At 55.4% G+C, this 24803-nt stretch carries 20 protein-coding genes, 1 tRNA gene and 1 pseudogene; 3 read left to right on the top strand and 19 right to left on the bottom strand.

Going from position 1 to position 24803, the window contains the following annotated elements; translation table 11 throughout:
- Nucleotides 1–109 precede the first annotated feature (109 nt).
- Nucleotides 110–2191, top strand: a complete 2082-nt coding sequence (locus ACCQ16_RS12895) for a glycoside hydrolase family 97 protein (protein ID WP_277572665.1) — start codon at nucleotides 110–112, stop codon at nucleotides 2189–2191.
- 3 nt (nucleotides 2192–2194) lie between these two features.
- Here the strand turns inward: ACCQ16_RS12895 and ACCQ16_RS12900 are convergent.
- A pseudogene (locus ACCQ16_RS12900) lies at nucleotides 2195–2520 on the bottom strand (hypothetical protein); the annotation flags it as partial.
- Here ACCQ16_RS12900 and ACCQ16_RS12905 point away from each other — a divergent pair.
- Nucleotides 2509–5283: a TonB-dependent receptor gene (locus ACCQ16_RS12905; RefSeq protein ID WP_277572664.1), complete on the top strand. Its 2775-nt coding sequence runs from the start codon at nucleotides 2509–2511 to the stop codon at nucleotides 5281–5283. The pseudogene ACCQ16_RS12900 and the gene ACCQ16_RS12905 sit on opposite strands and share 12 nt — an antisense overlap.
- A 140-nt stretch (nucleotides 5284–5423) precedes the next feature.
- Nucleotides 5424–5714 carry a hypothetical protein gene (locus ACCQ16_RS12910; protein ID WP_218503445.1) on the top strand — a complete coding sequence of 97 codons (291 nt, stop codon included), beginning with the start codon at nucleotides 5424–5426 and terminating at the stop codon, nucleotides 5712–5714.
- A 200-nt stretch (nucleotides 5715–5914) separates the two neighbouring features.
- Here ACCQ16_RS12910 and ACCQ16_RS12915 read toward each other — a convergent pair whose 3' ends face one another.
- The 18 genes from ACCQ16_RS12915 to uvrB all read right to left on the bottom strand — a co-directional run bounded on the left by ACCQ16_RS12915 (nucleotide 5915) and on the right by uvrB (nucleotide 24730).
- A complete protein-coding gene (locus ACCQ16_RS12915; protein ID WP_218503444.1) occupies nucleotides 5915–7531 on the bottom strand; it encodes an alpha-amylase family glycosyl hydrolase in 1617 nt (538 codons plus the stop codon).
- Between the two features lie 412 nt (nucleotides 7532–7943).
- Nucleotides 7944–8243 carry a killer protein gene (locus ACCQ16_RS12920; protein ID WP_133161694.1) on the bottom strand — a complete coding sequence of 100 codons (300 nt, stop codon included), beginning with the start codon at nucleotides 8241–8243 and terminating at the stop codon, nucleotides 7944–7946.
- Nucleotides 8244–8278: 35 nt separating this feature from the next.
- Nucleotides 8279–8806, bottom strand: coding sequence for a DUF4189 domain-containing protein (locus ACCQ16_RS12925; RefSeq protein WP_014090490.1), 528 nt, complete (start codon nucleotides 8804–8806; stop codon nucleotides 8279–8281).
- A 28-nt stretch (nucleotides 8807–8834) separates the two neighbouring features.
- Nucleotides 8835–10004 carry a TrbL/VirB6 family protein gene (locus tag ACCQ16_RS12930; protein WP_228729792.1) on the bottom strand — a complete coding sequence of 390 codons (1170 nt, stop codon included), beginning with the start codon at nucleotides 10002–10004 and terminating at the stop codon, nucleotides 8835–8837.
- A gap of 53 nt (nucleotides 10005–10057) precedes the next feature.
- On the bottom strand, nucleotides 10058–10831 hold the full coding sequence (locus tag ACCQ16_RS12935; RefSeq protein ID WP_133161693.1) for a TrbJ/VirB5 family protein: 774 nt from the start codon (nucleotides 10829–10831) through the stop codon (nucleotides 10058–10060).
- Between the two features lie 65 nt (nucleotides 10832–10896).
- A complete protein-coding gene (locus ACCQ16_RS12940; RefSeq protein WP_014090493.1) occupies nucleotides 10897–13329 on the bottom strand; it encodes a VirB4 family type IV secretion/conjugal transfer ATPase in 2433 nt (810 codons plus the stop codon).
- A 91-nt stretch (nucleotides 13330–13420) separates the two neighbouring features.
- Nucleotides 13421–13723: a VirB3 family type IV secretion system protein gene (locus ACCQ16_RS12945; protein ID WP_033837316.1), complete on the bottom strand. Its 303-nt coding sequence runs from the start codon at nucleotides 13721–13723 to the stop codon at nucleotides 13421–13423.
- Nucleotide 13724: 1 nt separating this feature from the next.
- Nucleotides 13725–14117, bottom strand: coding sequence for a TrbC/VirB2 family protein (locus ACCQ16_RS12950; RefSeq protein ID WP_014090494.1), 393 nt, complete (start codon nucleotides 14115–14117; stop codon nucleotides 13725–13727).
- Nucleotides 14118–14178: 61 nt separating this feature from the next.
- Nucleotides 14179–15123 carry a lytic transglycosylase domain-containing protein gene (locus ACCQ16_RS12955; protein WP_081711268.1) on the bottom strand — a complete coding sequence of 315 codons (945 nt, stop codon included), beginning with the start codon at nucleotides 15121–15123 and terminating at the stop codon, nucleotides 14179–14181.
- Nucleotides 15124–15231: 108 nt separating this feature from the next.
- Nucleotides 15232–16269 (bottom strand): P-type DNA transfer ATPase VirB11, encoded by a 1038-nt coding sequence (gene virB11 / locus ACCQ16_RS12960; protein ID WP_014090496.1) that lies wholly within the window; start codon nucleotides 16267–16269, stop codon nucleotides 15232–15234.
- Nucleotides 16270–16279: 10 nt separating this feature from the next.
- Nucleotides 16280–17533: a TraB/TrbI/VirB10 family type IV secretion system protein gene (locus tag ACCQ16_RS12965; protein WP_082429894.1), complete on the bottom strand. Its 1254-nt coding sequence runs from the start codon at nucleotides 17531–17533 to the stop codon at nucleotides 16280–16282.
- Complete coding sequence (locus ACCQ16_RS12970) at nucleotides 17530–18300, bottom strand: TrbG/VirB9 family P-type conjugative transfer protein (RefSeq protein ID WP_014090498.1); 771 nt, start codon at nucleotides 18298–18300, stop codon at nucleotides 17530–17532. The genes ACCQ16_RS12965 and ACCQ16_RS12970 overlap by 4 nt, the downstream gene beginning before the upstream one ends.
- The gene (locus ACCQ16_RS12975; protein ID WP_081711112.1) at nucleotides 18297–19217 is read right to left on the bottom strand and encodes a VirB8 family type IV secretion system protein; all 921 of its coding nucleotides are present in this window, start codon (nucleotides 19215–19217) and stop codon (nucleotides 18297–18299) included. The genes ACCQ16_RS12970 and ACCQ16_RS12975 overlap by 4 nt, the downstream gene beginning before the upstream one ends.
- A 69-nt stretch (nucleotides 19218–19286) precedes the next feature.
- Nucleotides 19287–19697: a TcpQ domain-containing protein gene (locus tag ACCQ16_RS12980; RefSeq protein ID WP_029819733.1), complete on the bottom strand. Its 411-nt coding sequence runs from the start codon at nucleotides 19695–19697 to the stop codon at nucleotides 19287–19289.
- A 345-nt stretch (nucleotides 19698–20042) separates the two neighbouring features.
- Nucleotides 20043–21716, bottom strand: a complete 1674-nt coding sequence (locus ACCQ16_RS12985) for a type IV secretory system conjugative DNA transfer family protein (RefSeq protein ID WP_277572663.1) — start codon at nucleotides 21714–21716, stop codon at nucleotides 20043–20045.
- A gap of 36 nt (nucleotides 21717–21752) precedes the next feature.
- Nucleotides 21753–21995, bottom strand: coding sequence for a hypothetical protein (locus tag ACCQ16_RS12990; protein WP_029819735.1), 243 nt, complete (start codon nucleotides 21993–21995; stop codon nucleotides 21753–21755).
- Between the two features lie 540 nt (nucleotides 21996–22535).
- Nucleotides 22536–22610, bottom strand: a tRNA-Val gene (locus ACCQ16_RS12995).
- A gap of 98 nt (nucleotides 22611–22708) precedes the next feature.
- Nucleotides 22709–24730: an excinuclease ABC subunit UvrB gene (gene uvrB / locus ACCQ16_RS13000; RefSeq protein ID WP_014090504.1), complete on the bottom strand. Its 2022-nt coding sequence runs from the start codon at nucleotides 24728–24730 to the stop codon at nucleotides 22709–22711.
- Between the last annotated feature and the right edge of the window lie 73 nt (nucleotides 24731–24803).

A 24803-nucleotide genomic window follows, 5' to 3' on the forward strand; every position in this document is an offset into this window, starting at 1 on the left:
CGCACCACTGCATACGTATTCATGGGTTTCCAGCAGTGCGCAGCACGGCGCATCCACTGCAAGGCACTGCATAGTCACTGCTTGCGCAACGGTCACCTTGGGAGGGGATATGCCGCTGTCTTCACGTCGAGCGCACTCGACACTGGGCGCCGCATGGATCGCCCAGCTGCTGGTCCTCACGCTGTTCGGCGGTGCCGCGCCGCAGCTGCATGCCGAAGTCACCACCGTCAGCGTGGAGTCGCCGAACAAGGTGCTGCAAGTCAGCCTGGAGGTGGATGGCGGCACGCCTTATTACCGCGTGCAGCGCCTCGGCGAGGCGGTGGTGCAACGCTCGCGGCTGGGGTTCGAGCTACGCGACGGCCGGCTGGACCGCGGCATGGCGGTGCTTGCCCAGGCGCGCCAAAGTCACGATGACACCTGGGAGCAGCCCTGGGGCGAGACGCGGCTGGTGCGCAATCACTACAACGAGTTGCGCGTGAGCCTGGGCGAGCGCGACGGTGCGCAGCGCATCTTCGACGTGATCTTCCGCGTCTACGACGACGGGCTGGGCCTGCGCTATCACTTCCCCAAGCAAGCAGGCATGCGCGAGGCGCTCATCGACGAGGAAGTGACCGAATTCGCCATCGCGCAACCGGCCGATGCCTGGTGGATTCCCGCAGGCGAGCCGATCCACTACGAGTATCTGTATCGGCACACGCCGTTGAACCAGGTTGCGCTGGCGCATACGCCGCTCACGCTGCGCACCGACAGCGGGCTGCACATCGCACTGCATGAAGCGGCCTTGGTCGACTACGCCGGCATGTGGCTGCGCCGCACCGACAACCAGCGCCTGCGCGCGCAGCTGTCGCCGGCTGCCGAAGGCTGGAAGGTGCGCCGCAGCCTGCCCTTCGATACGCCATGGCGCACGCTGCAGATCGCCGATCAGGCCACCGGCCTGGTGGAATCCAACCTCATCCTCAACCTCAACGAACTCAATGTGCTGGGCGACGTGAGCTGGATCAAGCCATCCAAGTACGTGGGCGTGTGGTGGTCGATGCATCTCAATCAACAGACCTGGGCCACCGGGCCCAAACACGGCGCAACCACCGCGACGACAAAACGCTATATCGACTTCGCCGCTAACCACGGCTTTCGCGGCGTACTGGTCGAAGGCTGGAATCCCGGCTGGGACGGGGAATGGTTCGGCAATGGCGGCAGCTTCGATTTCACCCGGCCCACGCCGGATTTCGACCTGCCAGCACTCAGCAGATACGCCGCCGCCAAGGGCGTACATCTGATCGGCCATCATGAAACCGGGTGCGCAGTGGACCATTACGAAGATCAGATCGCCGAAGCGATGGACTTGTATGCGCGCTTCGGCGTGGACTCGGTCAAGACCGGCTATGTCTGCGACGACGGCCAGGTGGAACGGCGCAACCCCGCGGGCGGCACGCCGCTGCGCGAATGGCACGACGGGCAATGGATGGCACGTCACCACCTGCACGTGGTGCAGGAAGCGGCGCAGCGCCACATTGCGGTCAATGCGCACGAGCCCATCAAGGACACCGGGCTGCGCCGTACCTATCCCAACTGGATCTCGCGCGAAGGCGCGCGCGGCATGGAATACAACGCCTGGGGCCAGCCGCCCAATCCGCCCGAGCACGAAGTCAACCTGGTGTTTACCCGGCTGCTCGCCGGGCCGATGGATTACACGCCCGGCATCGTCAGCCTGAAGGGCCGCAACGGCCAGGCGATTCCCAGCACGTTGGCGCGGCAGCTGGCGCTGTATGTGACGCTCTACAGCCCGATCCAGATGGCCGCCGATCTGCCCGAGCATTATCTGCAACACCGCGATGCGTTCCGCTTCATCGAAGATGTGGCGGTGGACTGGGACCAGACCCGCGCGCTGAATGGCGAAGTGGGCGATTACGTCACCATCGCACGCAAGGACCGGCACAGCCGCGACTGGTTCCTGGGCAGCATCACCGACGAACACGGCCGCCTGCTGCAGGTGCCGCTGGGCTTTCTCGAACCCGGCGTGCGCTACATCGCGCAGATCTATCGCGATGGCGACGGCGCGGACTATGCCAGCAACCCGTTCGCCTTCGTGCGCGAAGAACGTCAGGTCAGCAGTGCCGATACGTTGGAGCTGCGTCTGGCACCGGGCGGTGGTCAGGCCATTCGCTTTGTTCCGATGGGTGGCAAACGCTGACCACGACATCGCTTGGGCGCCAACGCGCACAGCCAGCACGATCGATTGCACGGCGCAGCGGTCATACCGCCGCTGCGCATCGCGCAGCATGTCGTTGCTGAGCGCAATCACCTGGCCGTCGCCGGCATGGCCCTGGGTGGAATCGATTTCATCGCGCAACACCGCAGTGAATACGTATGCAGTGCACGTTTGCACCCAGGTGCCGTGTCTACCATACGTCGCAGTCGTGTGACGTCCATCGTGGCACGCGACGCATGACATCCAGGCAGCCCTGCCGGATCAAAAATCAAAAAACAACATGTACCTGGGAGGGGAAAATGTTGAAGCACAAGCGCTCCGCGCTGAGTATCGCCCTGGCCGTTGCCATGGCACCGACATGGGCCGCCGCGCAAACGGCAACGCCTGCACAAGCAAGCGACGCCCAACAAGGTGCGTCCGAACAGACTGCCGGCGCGGTCACCGACTTGGACAAGGTCCAGGTCACCGGCCTGCGCCACGCAATCGAAGGCGCCATCTCGGTCAAGCGCGATTCCACTTCGATCGTGGAAGCCATTTCGGCCGAAGACATCGGTCGCCTGCCGGACGTCAGCATCGCCGAATCGCTGGCGCGCCTGCCCGGTCTGGCTGCGCAACGCGTTGCCGGCCGTGCGCAGGTGATCAGCGTGCGCGGCCTGTCGCCGGACTTCTCCACCACGCTGCTCAACGGGCGCGAAGTGGTCAGCACCGGCGACAACCGCAGCGTGGAGTTCGACCAATATCCATCAGAACTGGTCAGCGGCGTCACCGTCTACAAGACACCGGATGCCGGCCTGGTCGGTCAAGGCCTGTCGGGCACGGTGGACATGCAGACCGCCCGCCCGCTGAGCTACAACGAGCGCGTGATCGCCATCGGTGGCCGCTACCAGCGCAACTCCTTGGGCAAGGCCGCCAACGTCGACCCTTACGGCAACCGCTTCAATGTCAGCTACATCGACCAATTCGCAGACCGCACCATCGGCCTGACCATCGGTTACGCGCATACCGACATGCCGATCCAGGAAAACCAGGTAGGCCTGTACGAACCGTGGCAGCAGGTCAACGCGCAGCGGCAGCGTCCTGGTGTCGCCGATGGCGTGTATTTCTCCGATGGCATCAAGGCGCTGCGCCGCACCGGCAACCAGAAGCGCGACGGCGTCATGGCCACGCTGCAGTATCGCCCGTCCAATGCCTGGACCAGCACGCTCGATGCCTTCCACACCGAAGCCGAGCAGATCGACACCGCCAACCAGTTCGAGCTCAATCTGAGCAACTACAACGGCGGCTACACGCCTGGCCTGAACATCAGCAACGTGCGCGTCAACGATCGCAATACCTTCATCGGCGGAGATGCCAGCGGCGTCTATCCGTTGGTGCGTGGCATGTACAACAAGCGCGAAGACAAGATCGACGCCTTCGGCTGGAATAACGAAATCACGGCCGGCTCCGTCAAGATCGTCGCCGACCTGAACTACTCCAAGGCCACACGCGACGAACTGAACCTGGAAAACAATCTCCAGCGCGCACCGATGCCGCAGCTGGATACCGTGGGCGTGTCGGTTGTCGGCAACGGCTTCTCGCAGCTGACGCCGGGCATGAATTATTCCAATCCGGACGAGCTGTTCCTCACCAACACCATCTATGGCTCCGGATACGGCAAGGTGCCAAGCGTGGAAGACGTGCTCAAGGGCGCGCGGCTGCAGGCCAGCTTCCCGATGCCCGAAGCGCTAAGCTGGTTCTCGGACCTGGATGTGGGCGTCAACTACGCCAATCGCGAAAAGCAGAAGACCCAGCCCGAAGGCAATATCACCCTGGGCGCACAGGGCGAGGCCACGGTGGCGGCAGACCTGCAATACGCGCCGGTCAATCTCGGCTTCGCCGGTCTCGGCTCCCTGCCTGCGTGGAATGTGCCGGCCACGGTGGCGCGCTATATGTTGTTCAACCCCAGCGACGACGCCTCGTTCCTGGTGTCCAAGGCCTGGACGGTGGAAGAAAAAATCACCACCGCCTGGCTGCGTGCCAATATCGATACCGAGTGGGGCGAAGTAGGCGTGCGCGGCAATATTGGCGTGCAGCTGCAAAGTGCAGACCAGTCCTCGCAGGCCAACTACTGGGACGCCTCGCAGCCGGCCGGTAGCGAAGTGCGGCCCATCGACGATGGCAAGACCTATCGCGACTGGCTGCCCAGCTTGAACCTGGCATTTCAGTTCCCGTACGAGCAAACGCTGCGCTTCGCTATGGCCAAGCAGGTCGCACGCCCGCGCGTGGATCAACTGCGGGCATCGCTGGAATTCGGTGTCGACACCTCCACCGGGCGCCCCGGCGCCAGCGGCGGCAACCCCATGCTCGATCCATGGCGCGCCAATGCCCTGGACATCTCCTACGAGAAGTATTTTGCCGACCGTGCTTACGTGGCCGCGGCGTTCTTCTACAAGGACCTCAAGAGCTACATCTACACCCAGAGCCGCGACAACTACGATTTCTCCGCACTGGTCGCCGGCTACGTGCCGCCGCCGGGCTCTGCACCGGTGCTGACCACCGGCACCTTCAGCGCCCCGTTCAACGGCAAGGGCGGCACCTTGCGCGGCGTCGAACTCACCGCCTCGCTGCCGCTGGATCTGATCTTCGCGCCGTTGGAAGGCTTTGGCATCCAGGCCAGCGTCACCTTCAACGACAGCGACGTCAAGATCCGCGACCCGGAAAGCGCCTCCAGCGTGGGCGACGGTGAAATCAGCCTGCCGGGCTTGTCCAAGCGCGTGTACAACCTGACCGCGTACTACGAGCACAAAGGCTTCGAAGCACGCGTCAGCCAGCGTCGCCGCTCGGACTTCATCGGCGAAATCGGCAACTTCAACGGCAACCGCACGTTGCGCTACGTGGTCGGCGAAAACATCACCGACGCGCAGATCAGCTACAACTTCAGCGAAGCCAGCAGCCTATCCGGCCTGACCCTGTTGCTGCAGGCAAGCAACCTCAGCAACTCGCCGTATCGCACGTACGCAGAAACCAAGGACCGCCCGCTGGAATACATCGAGTGGGGCCGCACCTTTGTGCTGGGTGTAAATTACAAGTTCTGAGCCATTGCAGGGATAAATGGCGCTGTTAGCCCCTCTCCCTCCGGGAGAGGGGTTGGGATGAGGGTACGGATTCCACGCGAACACCCTCGGCATCCAAAAAGCCCTGCTTTCACCTCCAAATCGATCTCCCGACAGGGGCGATGATCTATTACGCACAACGCAATCACGGCGTCTCGCTCCAGAACTTCGAAATCTCCACCAAGGAAAAGCCGCCGGCTATACACCGGCGGCTTTTCTTTGAACAGCATTTTCCCTTCGAGTCGGATCGTCTGGTACAGGCTGGGAGGAATCGAGCGCAAGGCCCACACGCGCGCACTTCACGTCCTGCAGTTTCCGAGCGCCAGACATCCTCTGAAACGTTAGCCGCTGCATCGCTTGGGAATATGCTTTCGCAATCGATTTTCATCAGGCAGCCGATTCTTCAAATTTGATCGACCAAGAGGAGATACCTAATCCTCTCCTACAGCGGCGCCACTACATAACTCATCTCGATTCGCCTACCAGGCACCGCGCATCGCATGCACGCCAACTCGGATCTAACAACCCACCACAAAAAAGCGAGGCATCCCAAGGGAACGCCTCGCCGGTATCAATCAAACACACCCATCAAGCTTTCTGTGAAGCGGTAGCGTCACTCCCCGCCCATTGCGCAAACGACGGCGTGCCCCGGCAAGCGCACGCGGCCATGCTCGATCACCCCGCGCTCCACCCCCGGCACATCGATCTGGCGCCATGCACCTGCAGGCAGTGCCAGCTCGGTGATGTCGGCAGACAAATTGAACGCCAACAGCATGACCTGGCCGGCATGCTCACGCCGGAACATCAGCACCGGCTCTGCGGTGTCGTAGAACGCGATCGCCCCTTCCCGTAAGGCCGGCATGCTTTTGCGCCAACTCAGGAATGCCCGCACGGCGCTCAGCACAGACTGGGCATCGTCCTGCTGCACACTCACTGCAGCCAGACGATGCGGCTCGGACAACGGCAGCCACGGCTTGCCGCTGGTGAAACCCGCCGACGGCGCATCGGTCCACGGCATCGGCGTACGGCATCCATCGCGCCCCTTGAAAGTTGGCCAGAACGTGATGCCATACGGATCCTGCAGATCCTCGAATGCCACATCCGCCTCGCCCAGCCCAAGCTCCTCGCCCTGGTACAGGCAAACCGAACCATGCAACGAACATAGCAGCGCCACCACCATGCGGGCGAACGCAGGCGACGCATCTTCGCCGCCCCAACGCGTTACCGCACGCACCACGTCGTGATTGGAAATCGCCCAGCACGGCCAGCCTTCCAGCATGGTCGCCTCGAGCCGGCTGACCGTTTCACGGATATAGGCAGCACTGTAATCCTGCACCAACAGCTCGAAGCTGTAGCCCATGTGCAGACGGCCCTTGGCGGTGTACTCGGCCGTGGTCGCCAACGAATCTTCCGAGGAAATCTCGCCCAGGCTTACCGCATTCGGATAGCGATCGAGCAGAGCACGCAGGCGCTCCAGGAACGCCAGGTTTTCCGGCTGCGTGTTGTTGAAGTAGTGGTATTGATAGGCATACGGATTGTCCGCACTGAAGCCACGCCCTACCCGCTTGTCGGCCGGCTTGGCGGGGTTATCGCGCAGCTGCGCGTCATGGAAGCAGAAGTTGATCGCGTCCAGGCGGAAGCCATCCACTCCACGGTCCAACCAGAACCGCACATTGTCCAGGGTTGCCTGCTGCACCTCGGCGTTATGGAAATTGAGGTCGGGCTGGTCGACCAGGAAGTTGTGCAGGTAGTACTGCTCGCGCCGCGGCTCCCACTGCCACGCCACACCACCGAATAGCGACAACCAGTTGTTCGGCGGCGTCCCGTCCTCGCGCGGATCGGCCCACACATACCAATCCGCCTTCGCGTTGGTCCGGTCCTGACGGCTTTCCTGGAACCACGCATGTTCGATCGAGGTGTGGCTCAACACCTGATCGATCATCACCTTCAGCCCGAGCGCATGCGCCTTGTCGAGCAGACGGTCGAAATCGTCCAGCGTCCCGAACAACGGATCCACCGCACGATAGTCTGCGATGTCATAGCCGAAATCGGCCATCGGCGACTTGAAGAACGGCGAGATCCAGATGGCATCCACGCCCAGCCCGGCGATGTAGTCGAGCTTGGCAATGATGCCCGGCAGATCGCCCACCCCATCGCCGTTGGAATCCAGAAAACTACGCGGATAGATCTGGTAGATGACCGCCCCGCGCCACCATGGTGTCTGTAACATGCACGCCCCTCCCGGGCCACTGCGGGCAGCCAACACGGCCGCCGACTAAGGGCGTTAGCCTAGCGGCGTGGCACTCCAACAGCGTGGGCGTGCATACGTATTCATCGCTATTGCTGAGAGATCGCCAGGCGTTAATCAGCCACCGCACACCTCTAATTTTAGCTGGAGCTGAATTATGGGGAGTCGACACAGAAGGTCAAAGACACCTTGGTGACCATGTCCAACGCGGCGCCGTAATCGCAGCAACGTTAGCGGACGGGGAATCGCCTTACGCCAACCCGTTAGACTCAAAGGCTGAGGACGCCGACAAGCAACCTTCGCTCCGAATTGAACGACCACCCATCCCGATCAGCAGGTGAAAAGATTTGGCGGCATATGCCGCCAAAATCCGTATCAATCATCAACAGATACTTTAAAAACCCAAACGCATGGTTCCAAATTTATCGTTGATGCGTTTACCCTCGCCTGTCGTTTCCGAGCTGCAGGAGTCCAAGTATGCCTGCCGCGCATTTCTGGTTTTGTTTTCGCTGTATCCGTGGCGATCAAATCGAACGATTTTGAAATAATCTGCCATTGGAGCTGCGCAGCTCTTGCCAGTACTGGCCCCTACTAATTTTCCTGACATGCACATTAGTGTTGCACAAGAATCGGCAGCATTGGCAGATCCGCTAATAATTTGAAGAAAAAAGATAAAAATAATGCCGGATTTCATAAGATCTCCAGGGAACTTAAAAAGTTTTTACATAATCAATATTTATGAAAAATCGGCGAACTACATGCTGAGTAAACACTTCTACACACACCTCCGAACTTATTACAATTAGAAACAGACCTTTCTATTGCGATGTTTTCATCATCGTTTAGACCAGTAGAAAATTTCTTATTCTCTACTGAGGGCCACGCCAGTGAAATACACTGGTTACTATACGCGGCAACCGTTTTGCAATCTTTAGAGCCGTCTGATTCGCAATCTCTCTTTGCTCGGGATACAGCTTCTGATTTACTCCCAAGATTATTAGAGGTACCAACACTCCCTGTGGAGCCATCAACAGATATTGAACCCCATCTGGACTCCCACTCACCATTCGGCACCGCACGCGGCGGAGGATTTTCTTCGACGCTGCCCCCCCCCGAGCCCGGTGACGGTCCGCATGAAGCGGACCCTGCTGCCGTCCCGATCGGACAAGCAGTCTGTGCCCAAGTATACGGGGCGTCTATGACGGCAATAAAAAATATTAGAATTAACAACTTGAGATTTTTCATAGTATCTCCCATACAACGAGTCCGCTATCACACACCGCGATTAAACAACCCCACGATCCTGATGCGCTCCCTTTGAACCCGCTAACATCTCGTCTGAAGATTTGGTATTCATTCTAGGCACATTGACCCGAGTGTTGTTAGATTCTTCTCTACCTACATCAGATGGTTGAGACGGAGAGTATCCATAAGACCCCGGCGGCTGGCCCTGCGGACCAGGCCGACTTGCAGCACCAGAAGCACCGGTGGCTGCTCCCATCGCTGCATACGGCGTAAACGCTCCAAGCGTTCCTTGGAAGAACATCGCAGCCATGGGAGGTGCGGTCAAGATCAAAGTGGTCAGGATCAGGCCCATACCGCCTTGCTGCAGGGCCTGACTGCTGATGCCCGAGTTGAAATCCTGGCCTAAAACGCTGCCTATCAGCGAGGAACCCCAGAAGGCCAAAGATACCTTGGTAACCATGTCCAACGCGATGGACGTCATGACCGCAAGGACTGACATTGAGAAAAATGTGCCGATCCCATAGAACAACCACCGTTGAAACAAGGACTTTGTCTGCTCGAATAACAGACATAAAATGAACAACGGCCCAAAGCCGACAAACAATGCCATCGCAATGCGATACAGCAACATCATGGAGCCGGCAACGACCGCCGGCCCCCCCGTTCCAACGCCGACCATCCACATTGCGCGGGACTTCTGCGAGTCCAACGTCGGGTCCTGTACAACGTCAAGCACGTCAATGCTAGACAGAGCGACCTGCATCCACCCCAAGCTTTCGTCGACCTGATCTTCCGGAGTCTTGTTTTCACCAGTGATCGCATACGCGATCTCTTTCTTGACATCGTCGTTCACGAACTTCTGGATAAAGGGACTCGACATGCCGATCGAAGCGGCTATCGTGACGATCAGTGCGCTTTTGCACATCGTCACAATGAAGGCAGCCATCGATTCCCGGCTACGACCCGTAATCATATTGAAGCCTTGGATCATCACCCAAATCGTCAACACGATCATCGCGACGCCTGAGACCCAGAGAGTAAATCGTCCCAGCAGATCAGCCTCAAACTCCGAGATTCTATTCGTCAGATAACTCATGATCTGACGATAGAACACGAAGTCTCCGACCGATGAAACCGCCGGATATGGACTAAATGCCTGAACACTCAGGTGATTCATCCATTGCCCAAAATTTGAAATTCCATTTGCCATTACAACACCTCAATCAACGATTCGGGCAACGACGAACATCTAACCACCGCGATCTAGTCTTCCAGCGCTTTAGCGAGCGCGGCAGTTTTCACCACGGTCCCTAAGATACTTTGTTTTCCGCGCAACATATCTTGCGTAAGCGCACGCTGATTGTCTTCCAATGCAGCAATGTACGTGTCATAACCCTTGACTTGGTTATTTACCTGCTCAAAGGTCTTGGTCATACGGGTGTTTGTATCGTTCAACGAATACATAGACGCACCCAAGTCACCAGGGTTTGTGCTGAAATTTCGCAAAGACATCAATTTATTTAAGCTTTGATCCATCGTCGGCATGGTTTCAGCTAGAAATCCAACGACGTAGTTGTAACGCTGATTCTTCATATACTGAATTGCCACGCAAAGCTGCTTTTGCTGCTCACGTGGATTACTATTCGCAAACCCGGTGGAACTACTTAGCATGCTTGTAATGGACGACATACTGAAGCTGATGCCGCCACCGCAGCGCTCGAACCCAAAGTTAGGCGCTACAGGCTCAAGTTTCACCCCAGTCGGCAGACCAAATGTGTTAATCATAGACTGCAACTGCACCAAGTTTTTCTGAAGAAGCTCAAACTGCGCAGTGTACTGGCTGTATTCAACGCCCCACTGTTTTACAGTGGCAAGCATATTCTTGATAGATTCTCCAATTGCAGCCACGTCAATAACCGGAACGCCAGTAGCTCCAGCATTAAGCGGCACCAAGGTGAAGCCAAGACCGGCATACAGAGACATTGCCAAGATCCGGGCTTTTAGTTTTGGAAATCCAACCTTCAACTGACGACTCATGGAATTTCTCCTATCATTCATGGTTGCAACAGCAGTGACAGCAAAGTTCAAAAAACGGTTACCAGCTAGGCAACCACCTTTCCTTTACCGGAACCCTTTCTATTCCGATAAAAGGCAGGAAGCCATTCTTCCGGCGGCACATCATTTACAGTAACGTGTAGACGTTCAGCTGCATCGTTGACCGCCGTATGCATGATTTCGATATTGTCGGTCGAAGCTGAAATTACTGCCAACGCGTCGTCCATGCCACGTAGATTGAGCTGGCAAACACTCGAGGCATGTCCCTGTTTAACCAGGAAACAACGCGAACGCTCATCCAGCCCGATCACAACTTGATACTCCGCCTCGCTAAGCTTAAGCCCATTAATATAATCTTCGCGATCTGCATTCGGATTAGGAAGTAAGATCAAGGTGGCTGTCTGCTCAATTAGCGCCGCAGAAATATCGCTCTTCAACGCGTCTTCGGGACTTTGAGTCGCGAAAATTCCCAAGCCATTCTGCTTACGAATCGTTTTTTGCTTGTTTTTGGCGAACTCTTTTAAGCCACCGCCACCGTCTAGGATTTTCCAAAACTCATCCATGACGTAGATAAGCGGACGGCCATCAATCAGAGTTTCCAGTTTGTGCAACAGATAATTGATCACCGGCACACGCACCTCCGGATTATCAATGACATCTGTATAGTCAAAACCAATAATATTGGCACGTGACAAATCAATGGTGTCGACAGGATTGTCGAACACCCACCCCAAGGAGTTGCCGGACGTCCAGCGGCGCATACGTGCAAACAAGCCGTCATCGCCCATGTTGGGCAAACTCTTTTGGAAGTTAGTCATGCTACGCAAGTGCATTGGAGTATCGAGCATATTCTCGACGGCCCTGAAAATATCCTCCTCTTCCCGCGAGCTATATTCGCGCTTGCCAGCTAACACCTTGATCAGATCTGCCAAAAACTGAACGTTGCTTTCGTTTCTTTCGCACTGAAACGGATTGAAACCAGTTGGCATGCCGTTGTCGAGCGCCAAGTAGTTGCCACCACAGGCGCGCACGAAAATTTCCGCACCGCGATCTTTGTCAAAAAAGAAAATCGTTGGGGAAGGCTCGTATTTCTGTACCTGACTCAATAGGAAATTAATAAGTGCAGTCTTACCGGTACCGGACTTACCAATTACCATCGTGTTGGCAATCGCTTTTTCTCCAAGCGAGTTTTCACTTGGATGGGTTGCGTGAAAATTGAAAAAATAGGGTTGACCATTAGTGGTCTGCAATGTGGTGACGCAGTCGCCCCACGGATTATTGCTTCGCTTACCGGTTGCGAAATTATGCAGCGGCGATAGCCCGAGGAAGTTCAATGAACTCACATTGGCGATACGTGTGCGATACCGCCAATTTCCAGGCAGCTGTGAATAAAACGAGGATGCGACCGCAAGATCTTCTTTTGCGGACACAAAACCTCCGTTCGACAGCTCGGCACGCGTCGCTGCAATATTTTGAGCGAGATTTTCCTGGCTATCAGCATAAACAGCCATTGTGAAATGGTATTCGCCCAGCACAAAGTTACCAGAGGCAATCTGATCCATTGCCATATCCAACTCTATGATCTGACTGACTGCTTTGTCCCCGGACGAGATCATCATTCCTTTGGTGCGATCTAGTACACGCAACGCATCTTGTCGCCCAATGGGACTGAAAGAATGCGTGATCACATACTCAAAATCCAGATACTTAAGCCCGTTCAAGATGCCTGGATAGGTGCCTTCCGCATACTCTTTGACATTTAAAAGAGCACCAAAATGATTTACTCCATTAGGAGTATTAATCACGTAGTCACCACTTTTAGCCGAAAACATATGCCGACTGACTGGCAAATAGTCGTTGACCGGCGCGGTTAAAACCGGAACTGGCTCATCAATTCTGTTAATGAGGTACGCAAAAAATTCTAGGGTCTCAGAAAAGACGACTCCATTCTTTGCCTCGTAGATACCGAGTCGATAAGGGGAATAGTCACGAATAACAGCTTCAACATTACCTGCAAGCTCCATCAACTTCGCCACCGCCTGCTCCTGAGCAGCCTGCAACCTCTTGATATCAGTGGACTTTTCTGCAAATCGCTTGCCTGCAACCATCGGACGGTACAACATCGTCAAGTAGAGCTCGTTTTGCATCAGCCTCTGTGACGACAACATGTCGAAGTACGTTTCAGATAACTGCTGATTGAATAAATTCCGGTAATTCCCTTTTTGAGTCAGTTTTCTTCTACGACGTACATCGTGCACCCAAAAAGCAACATTGACGAAATCAGGGGCACGCAGGGTCTGCAATAATCTATTGAACGTGTTGTGCCGATGCTCTAGCTCCCATTCGTCACGACCAACGAATGGCAAACCTTCCAAGTGCCAGGTCAGCAAATAGTCACCCCCGGTTGTCTTGACCACGTTGGTCGAGACATGGGAAGAGAAAGGAATGAATTCGCTTATGGAAGTGTCCGGGTTAAACATCAGCTTGGCCTAGTCCTTTGGGTAATACTGAAAACGCAAGGAAGTCGGCGTCTGCCGACGCCGACTTCGTACCATGGGAAGCTCACCCCCATCACGGCGGTGGGTTCTTCCGATAGCTATTAGGTGTAAACACCCATTTTCCTGAGTTGGCACGAACATTCCTGACTCGTAATTTAAACTGCCAACGCAGCCCTAATAAGCGAAAAATCATTTCATCACGTCGCGCCATTTGACGCATTATGAAAATAATAACCGGTATCAGGAAAAGATATAGAAGATTCGTGTACATCGAGAGAACCAACGTCCCACCCGCGCCTATGAAGAACGGAACATATGGCACGCCTAAAAACATGGCAGGCCTCGTGCAACCGCGGAAGACGACGTTCTTCTTCATGTTAGGCAGTCAAGAATGGAAGGCTATGCGTGACAAAGGCGTTCACCGCACCGCAAGAGCCGCCTGCCCCAGTGCCCAGCAACATGCGCGCAATCTGACCTGCTGCACCGATCAGCACACCACCAATCAAGATAGGCGCCACATCCCCGATTCGCTTGTGTGCGAATGCGATCTGATAGCCCGCAAAGATGACCGCGATGGTTACAACTGCGATCGAAGCGATATTGAGGAGCCCGGTGATGCTGGTAAAGAACTCGCAGGTTTTGGTGTCGGTCCCGCCAAAATTTTGCGCAAAAGCTGATGACGCAGACAATGCTGCTACGAATATCGCAGACTTGATAACAGTCTTTGCCGAGCTCTGAATTTCGGGGGATGTAAACTTGGCATGCTTCATTGTAATCTCCTTGTTAAGGCCCAACATGATGATGCACCTACCGGATCGGCCATGCCGGAGGCTAAAAAACAAATGCCGCATCTCCCTGCTTCACAAGTTGTTGCTGTGAAGACGGAGAGGAAGGAACTGGTTGACTGGCGGGAACTTGCTTCGCCGAGGCGCCTAGTATCACTGGTGCCTGTGAACTCATCAACACGGCGACTTCTTCCTCGCCGGCGAGGCCCGTAGCTGCTTGGGAAACATATGGCGCTCTCTCGGCTGGTGAGGACCTGGCACCAATCGATTGCGCAGAAGTTCCAAGCGTCCGCTGGGCCGGTGGAAAGGCACCCTTCAAATCCCTCTGGCGTGAACGCGAAGATTCGGCTTCCAAATTATCGGTTCTTTGTGGAAAAACCAATGCAGCATCGCGCTGCGGCGCAACGCTCGCGTTATGGTAATTCTCATCTATCACTCGTGATGCTACGCGATCAGGCAGCGTTTGAAGTATCGCCTTAGTTGTTTTAAGCGGCTGCCTACCCTTTGCTTGGCCTTGGCTTGCTAACGGGATAGGAGCAACTCCTGGCTGTGCATTGGCACGTGCCATAGAATCAAACACCTTCTGCACATAACCGTGCCGAAAGCCAGTTACAAAGTTTCCCGAATAATAGCAACTCAGCGCCTTACCCCAATCCTTTCCCGAGCGCTGATAGCATTCAGAAAGAATGGCAGATCCGGCTTTCAGATTTGGGCATTGCTGAAATGCCTGTTCGTAAGACACTAGGCCATATTTCGACAAGTTGTACCGATTCACTTGTGCAAGTCCAATAGAAAAGTTGTAACCCTTTTCCTGGAGCATTTGAACGGTTGAAAGTGCTTCACCCAAATTTTGTGGCTGACGCACAAGTCGCCCGCCCACAACCCCGATAGCATAAGGATTATGAGAAGACTCCACTTGAACGACATGCTGCATCACAGAAAATGGAGCAGACATGTCTCCACATGCCATCACTTCAATTCCGGGAAGCAAGGCACGCCCTCCTCTGTGAGTCAGCACCTTCAAAGAACGCTAACAGACACAAACTAGCGATTGCAAGCGCTTCAATCAAAGGCAAAAAAAGTAGCGAGTTTTTTCGGATCATGACTGAAAACTCCTTTCCGGATTGAAGTCGATTCCCGTAATATATCGCCGACCTTCGTGCGCTTTGATATGCACGACTATATCAATAGTCATCATCAACAGTCGCTTGATCACATTGAACTCCAATCCGGAACCCTCGGCTGACGCTTTTACCATCAACGCTAACTGATCCCACGTCTGTTCCGGGCTACCCGCGTGACAACTAGTGATCGATCCAGGATGTCCAGATGCGCAGTTTCTGATGAAGTAAAAAGCCTCATCACCACGAAGTTCTGCCAAGATGATTCTGTCCGGCTTCATTCGCAAACAAGCTTCCATACAACTCTTGGCGGTTACATTGCTGGCGCTTTGACCACCCTTGGAGTACAAAAGATGAACAACGTTAGGTTGGGTGATGAAAAGCTCGCGCGCATCTTCAATAGTAACGAGACGCTCGCTTCCTGGGATGTGGTTGACCAACGACTTCATGAAGGTCGTTTTGCCACTACCAGTTGCTCCAGACACAACAATATTCTTTTTATAAAGTACCGCTTGCCTGAAGAATTCGGCATATTGCCTACACTGGCGGAGCATCAGGAGCTCTTTATCATGCTCGCTTACCTCCCCGCCATGCTCCAATATCTGATCAAAAAAACCGTCTTCTTGGTACTGGGAAAGGGTCTTCGTTTGCTTAGATGGCAAGCGAATTGTGATGGACACTTTTCCAGCATCACACGCCGGAGGAATAACGAACTGTGCGCGCTGACCTGTTGGAAAGGTTAGCGATACGACGGGATCAGCATCAGTGATACGTTGACCAGTATTGCTCTCATTCACAACCGCTGTACAAAACTGTCGCGCACGCTCAAAGGTTAGACCAGGAACTTCTACTAGCGCCCAGCCGTCCCGAGTTTCTAAATATACTTCCCCTGGACGATTTATGCATATTTCCGTGACTTCAGACGACAGCATATACTCTTGAATACCGAGTACGCTGTACTGGTATTCAAGGAATTCGCTGGATGCCTTTGAAACGGGCGAAACTTCTACGTCCACGGTGATCTCGTTACCTTCTCGGCAGTACGTTTGTAAAATCGACGTCTTTCGCGACGTACACATTAATCAGCGAACCCTGGTTAATAGTGACCGTAGCTGGGCGCCTCATACTTTCCGTTGCTGCATCATTTGCAATGCGCTCCATCGTTCTGGCAGTTGCGCTCTCATAAGGTGACTGAACTTCGACTCCTGTCTGAGAGACTGTCGTCTGTTCAGGACCATATTCAGCAGCAGCATATTTAAAAGCATCTGCTAGTAGACTGATCATTAAGGCGGACGACAATCGCTGCCCCCAATGCGCATCGTACTGTCCCGGATGTCCAGCTCCGCCCAAACCATCTATCCCAGGACTCGACATAGAGACATCAACACCTGTAGGCGTCGTAATTCGATCCCAGATCACGGAGACACGCTGGCCAGTGGGGCCGCCGCTGTAGCTTCCATAAATTTTCGACCCCTTAGGCAGCAACAACGTACGCCCATTTATCGAATAGACCGGCTCAGTAATGAGGCAAGAGGTAAAGCCAGGAATATCGGTGATCACCCGCGTTTCTAGAATGCATCGCAAGTAGGTACCGCGCACAAGCAATGCGTCTGGGTGTCGAATAAATTGAGCATTCGTCACCTTTTGTTTGTCCGCTTCGTTGACGTCTTCCGAACCAGCGGCCGCTCCTCCACCGGCAGGGTTTAGCCCGGCCAAGATGGAGTTGGAATACTCTTCAGCGGTCGCGGGACCAGCACCACCAGATTCCGTTGCTCCCCCGGCGGAAGCCATGCGGCGCTCAGCTAACGTAGGCCCAGCTGGCCGGGTACTTGCGGGGTAAACTGGCTGTGGATAACCGGGGGTCTCCGGAGGCGGCAAAGGTGGCGGCGCAAGTGAAATAGGCGGTACGTCCTGCTGAACGTCGACAGGACCAGGGTTGTTTGCCAATTTGGGAAGGCTAGGCGCAGTGACAGCAGCTGTTTGCTCCTTCTTTGGTTCAGCGGAATTGCGGTTGGTCGCACTCTTATAAAGAAAAAAAGCAAGCACTAATAAAACAAGAACAATCGCGCCGAGGAAGAAGAGAGCCTTCCTATTGAGACGCTGATCTTCAACAGAACGAAGTTCGGGAGCCGAGGCATCCAGGTTCGGCAACGGCTGCGCCTGGGTACGGGCAAAATAAGGATTGCTAGGATCTTGGACGCTATTTGAAGACCGCGCATGATCGCCATCACCAAGGTCAGGACGCCCCTCGTTGTTCTCTGGAGGATTATTCTGGCTCATTTCTTCACGTTCCTCCGTAGACCCACGACATTACTTCCATGTCTAATAACCAAGTAAGGATAAGTGCCATGGACAATCAGAACATTCCCCTCAACTGTCGTATTCACCACAAAATCTTCGCCATGCTCTTTTTCACGACCGAACACGGCCGGGAAATTTCCAGTTTGGAACTTATTTGAATCAGTAAGCTTCAGATATGTAAAGCGGCCATCGTCATACGCACTCACCGGCACCAGCCAGCCTAAACGGCTCCGCGTAGCATACGAGTAGTCAAAATAATATTGTCTATCCTTTGCTAACTCTGTACTCAGTAGTGGCTTCACATCTTCTTCGACTGCATCCTTTGCCACAGAAAATTGCGAGTCGCTTGGATAATTGAAAACCACCTTGTACTGGACGCCAGCACGACGTGCTTGCTCAAGTTCACGCCAGTCGGTGGCAACAACCTTGAGCTCGAAAATATAAGAGTGAGTTTCAGTCCTCACCATCATATTGGTATCGACGTCGATGTTTTTGGGCTTCAAATAAAAAACATTGTCACGCCGAGTCAACTCCCAACCACTACTGAATCCCGTACTGTAATCGAGGATTTTCTCGTTAGGATTCAACTCGATCTGAGTCGTAATTCCCAATCCTGCACGAATTGGATATATTTGATCAGCTTTGTAGTCGTAGTAATCGACAGCCTGAGCATTGGCAGCCTCAGCCGAGCAAACGCCCACGATGGCTAACAGGAGCCATGTTATTAACTTTCTTTTATAATTCATTGACCTCTAGCTCCCTCGGTTCCAATCGAAATCCCTTCGGTAGATCCTGCCGCGTCAGGCTTTGTGCCTGCTGGCACAGCAACGCCAATTGCGGGAGCAGCTAGGTCTGAAGTCTGGGCTGCAACAGTTTGAGGCTGAACCGCGCTAGCGGACGTAGCTGGAGTTGTAGCGGGCCCGCCTACATCAGGCGGGGCCTTATCGTAGTCATTGTCGACTCGATATTCAGTCACTTGAAATCCTAAAGGATTTTGCAAGCGGTCTTGCTCGTCCAGCTTAAGATTGTCGTTATAATCAAATGCCAATGTCACAAGCTTGTTATCGATGAAAGTCGTGATGCCCGTAGTTTTCTCATATAGGTTTCGCTGTATTCTGACAGCGGCCCCTCGGAACCCTCCCCCGGCGCGCTGACCCAAAGGTGTGATACTCAAAATTTTTACTCGAATCGACTTACCTTTCCCATACTTCAGGAATGGATTATCAGGATTGTTCTCCATGTATAATTGCTTATGCCCAGCCCCCACTTGTGGGGTGGACATAATAAACACGAGATTCCAGTCTCTTAACGTCATTATTTCCGAGTCATATGACTCGCGTGCCGTTACGTACTGTGCCACATCGCTTCGATTAATGGCTTCGCTGGAGGTGATCTGTTGATTATAAAAATCACCTTGAAGCCGAGCCACGGTCGCAGTGCCGGTGGAAGCATCAGCCATGACTAGATATGGAACCTTTTCCTTAAGAGGCAACATGTAGTAGTAACCGCCCGCCAACATAACAGATATAAGCATGGATACAGTGGCAACAATCCAAGCGCGACGTTGGCTGCGCTGTGCAAGATCTGCAATTGTCAGCTCATAGTTGACCGCTTTCGCGACCACCTGATCAACTTGGTGACTGGGTTCTTTCTTACGGAACATAAGTAATCCGCTTCCACCTAATTTGCAGAAATACTGCGTGATTGATTTTCGCAACGACCGGGGTGAGCATCATCCCGCTGATTTCGACGCAGGCTGTACGATAATCTGATTTCCGACAACCGATACACTCACCCCCTGCATCGCGTATACCGCGCTAAGCTCCTCTACTGCCTGCTTTATGCTGGTGGTATCAACCTTTGCAACCGCAGAATAAAGCGTATAATCAGAAGTTATGTTGTAAGCGAGCGTCATATTGGAGTCCTTGGCCCAGCGCTCCAACATTGTCTTTAATGTCCCGTCCATGGGGGTGGCCTGATAGACGTAGGAAGAATGCAGGGGCAGCTCCATCGGAGTTTCGGCAAAACGATTTACCGGCCTCCATCGGCCGCCGAAGTCCGCAGCTGGCTTTGTTGCACAGGATGACAAGGCAAACACGGCAAAGAAAACAGCCGAGATTTTCAAAAGATGTACCTGTTTCACGCCCTGCTCTCCGTAACTAATGAGAAATTTTGATTCCGCGCCTGGAACAGGACATATGCGGCTTTCCACAAACCCCTTATAAAAACAAAAGATTCGCGAAAGATTTTGAGCACAGCTTCAAACTCGCAAAATGCGCGAGCGCCTGAAAGGAGTTCGGTTAAGATTGTTTCACTAGACATAAATTGCTCATACATTCCTTGTATCCCTGTCCTGGAAGCTTGGCACTTAGCTACCCTCAGACTGCCAGCTCTAGCAGACAATCTGCCTATCTATCGACTGACAGTCAAGCGTAAAGTGAAGAAGATCACTAATTTTTGAGAAATTATTGTAAATAAGTGGTTTTCGTCACATTTTTATGCCAATCGTAGGGACCTCTACTTTGCAAAGGAGCCGTGAAGTGAAGTATTTGTCTTCGTAGTAGCGAATCTTGTCGCACTTCACCGGATGCGGGATCCCCTCGTACAGGAACACTTCCTTCTCGTTGCCCATGGCCTTGAGCTCCTGGGGCAACATCAGAGCCCGCCGCTCTTCTGACACGCTATGGGTGGTCTCCCGCCCTCGGGTGACGTTCTTCTTCTTGATGGTGGTGTAACCCAGCATCTCGGAGTAGTCGTTGGCGTCCTGCTGTTCGCGCGGCGCGTAGAGGATCTGCAGGGCGTGGTTGGTGATGATGGTGCGTGACAGATCTTTGCCGTAGGTTGCGTCCAACTGCGCCATGCTCTGGATGATGGGCAGCAGGCGGATGTTGTAGCCGGCCATGTAGGCTACCGCGGTCGCGATGATGTCCACCTTGCCGATCGAGGTGAATTCGTCCATCAGCAACAGGCACTGATATTTGAGCTCAGGGTTGGACTTGGGCAGTTCGCGGGTATTGAGGTTGATGATCTGGCTGAAGAGCAGATTGATGATCAGGCGGCTTTCGGCCAGCTTGTTGGGCTGGATGCCGATGTAGATGGTCATCTTCTTCTTGCGAAGGTCCGTGAGCAGGAAGTCGTCCGCACTGGTGGCGGCGTCCAGCACCGGATTGATCCATGCATTGAGCGGCTCCTTCAAGGTGCCCATGATCGAGGCGAAGGTCTCATCCGCCTGGGAGAGCATGTTGGCAAAGGCCGACTTGGCGTTGCTGCTGAGGAACCGCCGCTCGGACAGCGACTTCAGATATTTCTTGAGATCGGTACCGTCGCCCGAGGACAGGCGATAGATCCCGCCTAGCGTGGGCGCCCCTGCCCCACCCGGGAAACCGAGCGACAGCTCCTCGTCCCAGTTCTCGAACAGGTACAGCGCGAATGCCATGAACGCGTTGCGCGCTTGGCTGACCCAGAACTTCTGGTCGTCGGAGCCGTCCGGGTACAGCATCGCCGCGATGCTCATCAGATCCGAAACGCGGAATGCGGGGTCGTTCGACACATAGGTCAACGGATTCCAGCGATGCGTGCGACGGTCTTCGGCGAACGGGTTGAACAGGAAGACTTCGTGGCCCTGACTGGCGCGCCACCCGCTGGTCAGGTCGAAGTTCTCCTGCTTGATGTCCAGGACGACGATCGATTCTTGATACTCCAAGAGGTTAGGAATGACGACACCGACACCCTTGCCCGAGCGCGTCGGCGCAGCAAGAATCACGAATTGCTGGCCGCTCAGTCGCACCAGCTTGCCATTGAACTTGCCGACGACAATGCCGTTTCCGCTGGGCTTGAACAGCCCATGCTTGGAGAGGTCGGCGGCGCCAGCGAAGCGCGCGTCACCGTGCAGGGCGCGCGCCTTGGGCTTGACGATGAGCACAACGACAATCGCCCAGACCAGCACCGGCAGGCTGAATCCAAGCGCGCCCGCAATCTTGATCTTGGTCGCGTAAGGCGCCACTTGGGGCAACCCAAGCGCGCTGAAATAGCGGTAGTAGGTGTCCCACCCGTACAGACCGGTGTCGAGCCGCAGCAACAGCAGGGTGAGATAGCCAGACAGGCAGTATCCGACTAGCACCGCCACCAGCGTGGCAATTGCGATGATTTTGGGTTTGGACATGCGCCCTTCTCCTTAGGCTTGCATCACGATGGCGGGCTAGCGACGCACGACCGGCTTATGGTCGACAAGCTCGGACTTGCGCCCGCCGCTCTCGCTCTCGACCAGCGAATCGATCCAGACGGTGGCCTGGTCCAGGGACAAATCCGGCGTGATCCGCGTACCCGCATCGGTCACGACGGCGTATGCCACGACGGCGTCGGGTGCGTACACCTCGTCACGCGTAATCGCCACAACACGATATCCGCCCCTGGTCAGCACGGTGTGCTGATATTCGTCCATCGCCAGCCTTCCTTTCCGTCAGCGCGGTGGCGATGCTAAAGCAAGACGTGTGACGGTGAAAGCGGTATCGGCTAACTGGGGGGCGGTGGGCCGCGCTGACCCGCAAAACAGCCGCACTGAACACTTATTTCCCACACCCGAGGCACTTTCAGTGCGCTTGGGAGGAAGAGAGCGGCATTGGGAATTCGTCCATCTGGGGGCGATGCGCCAATGGCATCGCGCATCGTCCGAAACGTGCAGATCAGACAGAGGGCGCGGCACCTTTCGGCATCGCCGCGTACCTGGCTGGGGACGTTTTGACCGAAGACAGCCAACATCCATATGCGAGCGACATGCTTCAACATTGCCAATCGATACGCAACGCGCAGGCAGGCGGGCAGAGATGAAAGCACAGGAAGGCCGTGATTCCAGTAACGCAGACCCGAACTGACACATGCCAAAGCTGCAAGAGCTTTTGCGTTGGGTCACTTTGGGGGTCAATGGCAGACGTCGCTGCCGATCTTGAAACCACTCAAGCCTCTGTACCATCTGGACTTAGAGTGGTGGGCGGTACAGGGTTCGAACCTGTGACCCCTACCATGTCAAGGTAGTGCTCTACCGCTGAGCTAACCGCCCGAATCCTGCGTCAGCATTGCGCTGTGCAGGGCGCGCATTCTAGCGCAGGGTTTTACCGACCACAAGTCCTATCGTGTCTGCAGGGCGAGCCATCCGCCCTATCCCAAGCTGGCAGCCTTCAACTTCTGGATCTGGTCGCGAATCTGGGCTGCGGCCTCGAACTCCAGATCCTTGGCGTGCTGGTACATCTTCTGTTCCAGACTCTTGAGCTTGCCAGCGATTTCCGCAGGCTTCATGGCACGGTAATCGGGCGTCTCCTCTGCGACCTGGCGCGATTTCGAACGGCCCTTGCCCGACTTCTTCTCGGCCGCATCGTCGCGCGCGCCTTCCATGATGTCGGCGATCGGCCGCTCGACGGATTTCGGTGTGATGCCATGTTCCAGGTTGTACTCGACCTGCTTCTCGCGGCGACGATCGGTCTCGTCGATTGCCGCCTGCATCGAGCGCGTTATCTTGTCGGCATACAGAATGGCCTTGCCGCGCAGATTGCGTGCGGCACGGCCAATGGTCTGGATCAGCGATCCGGTCGATCGCAGGAAGCCCTCCTTGTCGGCATCCAGGATGGCCACCAGCGAGACTTCCGGCATGTCCAAACCCTCGCGCAGCAGGTTGATGCCCACGAGCACATCGAACTTGCCCAGGCGCAGGTCGCGGATGATCTCCACGCGCTCGACGGTGTCGATATCCGAGTGCAGGTAGCGCACCCGAATCCCGTGCTCGCCCAGATACTCGGTGAGGTTCTCGGCCATGCGCTTGGTCAACGTGGTTACCAACACGCGATCGCCGAGCTTGATGCGCTCGTGAACCTCGGACATGAGGTCGTCGACCTGCGTACCAACCGGACGGATCTCCACCACCGGGTCGATCAGACCGGTTGGGCGCACCACCAGTTCCGTGACTTCGCCGGCAGACTCGCGCACCTCATAAGGCCCCGGCGTTGCCGAGACATAGATGCTGCGTGGCGAACGCGCCTCCCACTCTTCGAAACGCAAGGGGCGGTTGTCCAAGGCGGACGGCAATCGAAAACCGAACTCCACCAGCGTCTCCTTGCGCGAACGGTCGCCCTTGTACATCGCGCCGATCTGCGGAATGGTCACATGCGACTCATCGATGACCAGCAGCGCGTCCGGCGGCAGGTAGTCGAACAGGGTCGGCGGCGGCTCGCCGGGCGCCTTGCCGGTGAGATGCCGCGAGTAGTTTTCGATACCGTTGCAAAAACCCACCTCGGCCATCATTTCCAGATCGAATTGCGTGCGCTGCGCCAGACGTTGCGCCTCGACCAGCTTGTTCTGCGCGTAGAGCTGTTCCAGGCGTTCTTTCAGCTCTTCCTTGATGGTGTCCACCGCACTCAACGTGCGCTCACGCGTGGTGGCGTAATGGGTCTTCGGGTACACGGTGTAGCGCTGCAACTTGCGCAAGGTTTCGCCAGTGAGTGGATCGAACAAGGTCAGCTGCTCGATGTCGCCATCGAACAACTCGATGCGCAAGGCTTCGGTATCCGACTCGGCCGGGAACACATCCAACACCTCGCCGCGCACGCGAAAGGCACCGCGCGTCAGTTCGAACTCGTTGCGGGTGTATTGCAGATCGGTGAGATGGCGGATCAATTGGCGCTGATCGATGTGCTCGCCAACCGACAGGATCAGGCGCAGCGATAGGTAGTCCTCCGGCGCGCCGAGGCCGTAGATTGCCGACACCGTCGCCACCACCAGCGAATCGCGCCGAGACAGCAAGGTCTTGGTCGCCGACAAGCGCATCTGCTCGATGTGTTCATTGATCGAACTGTCCTTCTCGATGAAGGTGTCCGACGACGGCACATAGGCTTCCGGCTGGTAGTAGTCGTAGTAGCTGACGAAGTACTCGACCGCGTTATGCGGGAAGAACGACTTGAACTCGCCGTACAGCTGCGCCGCCAACGTCTTGTTCGGCGCCATCACCAGCGTCGGCTTCTGCACCTGCTGGACCACATTGGCAATGGTGTAGGTCTTGCCCGAACCGGTCACCCCCAATAGCGTCTGTTTGGCCAGCCCAGCCTCAAAGTTGGCCACCAACTTGTCGATGGCGGCAGGCTGGTCGCCCGCTGGCGAGTATGGGGATACGAGCTGAAAACGGTCGGTCATGGAGCGGCACCTTCAAACGACCGGTGAGTATAGCGACGAGGGATGACGGCGGTGTTTGCGGTTTCCCTACCTT

It is taken from the genome of Xanthomonas sp. NCPPB 1062 (assembly GCF_041481705.2).
Taxonomy (GTDB): Bacteria; Pseudomonadota; Gammaproteobacteria; order Xanthomonadales; family Xanthomonadaceae; genus Xanthomonas; species Xanthomonas euvesicatoria.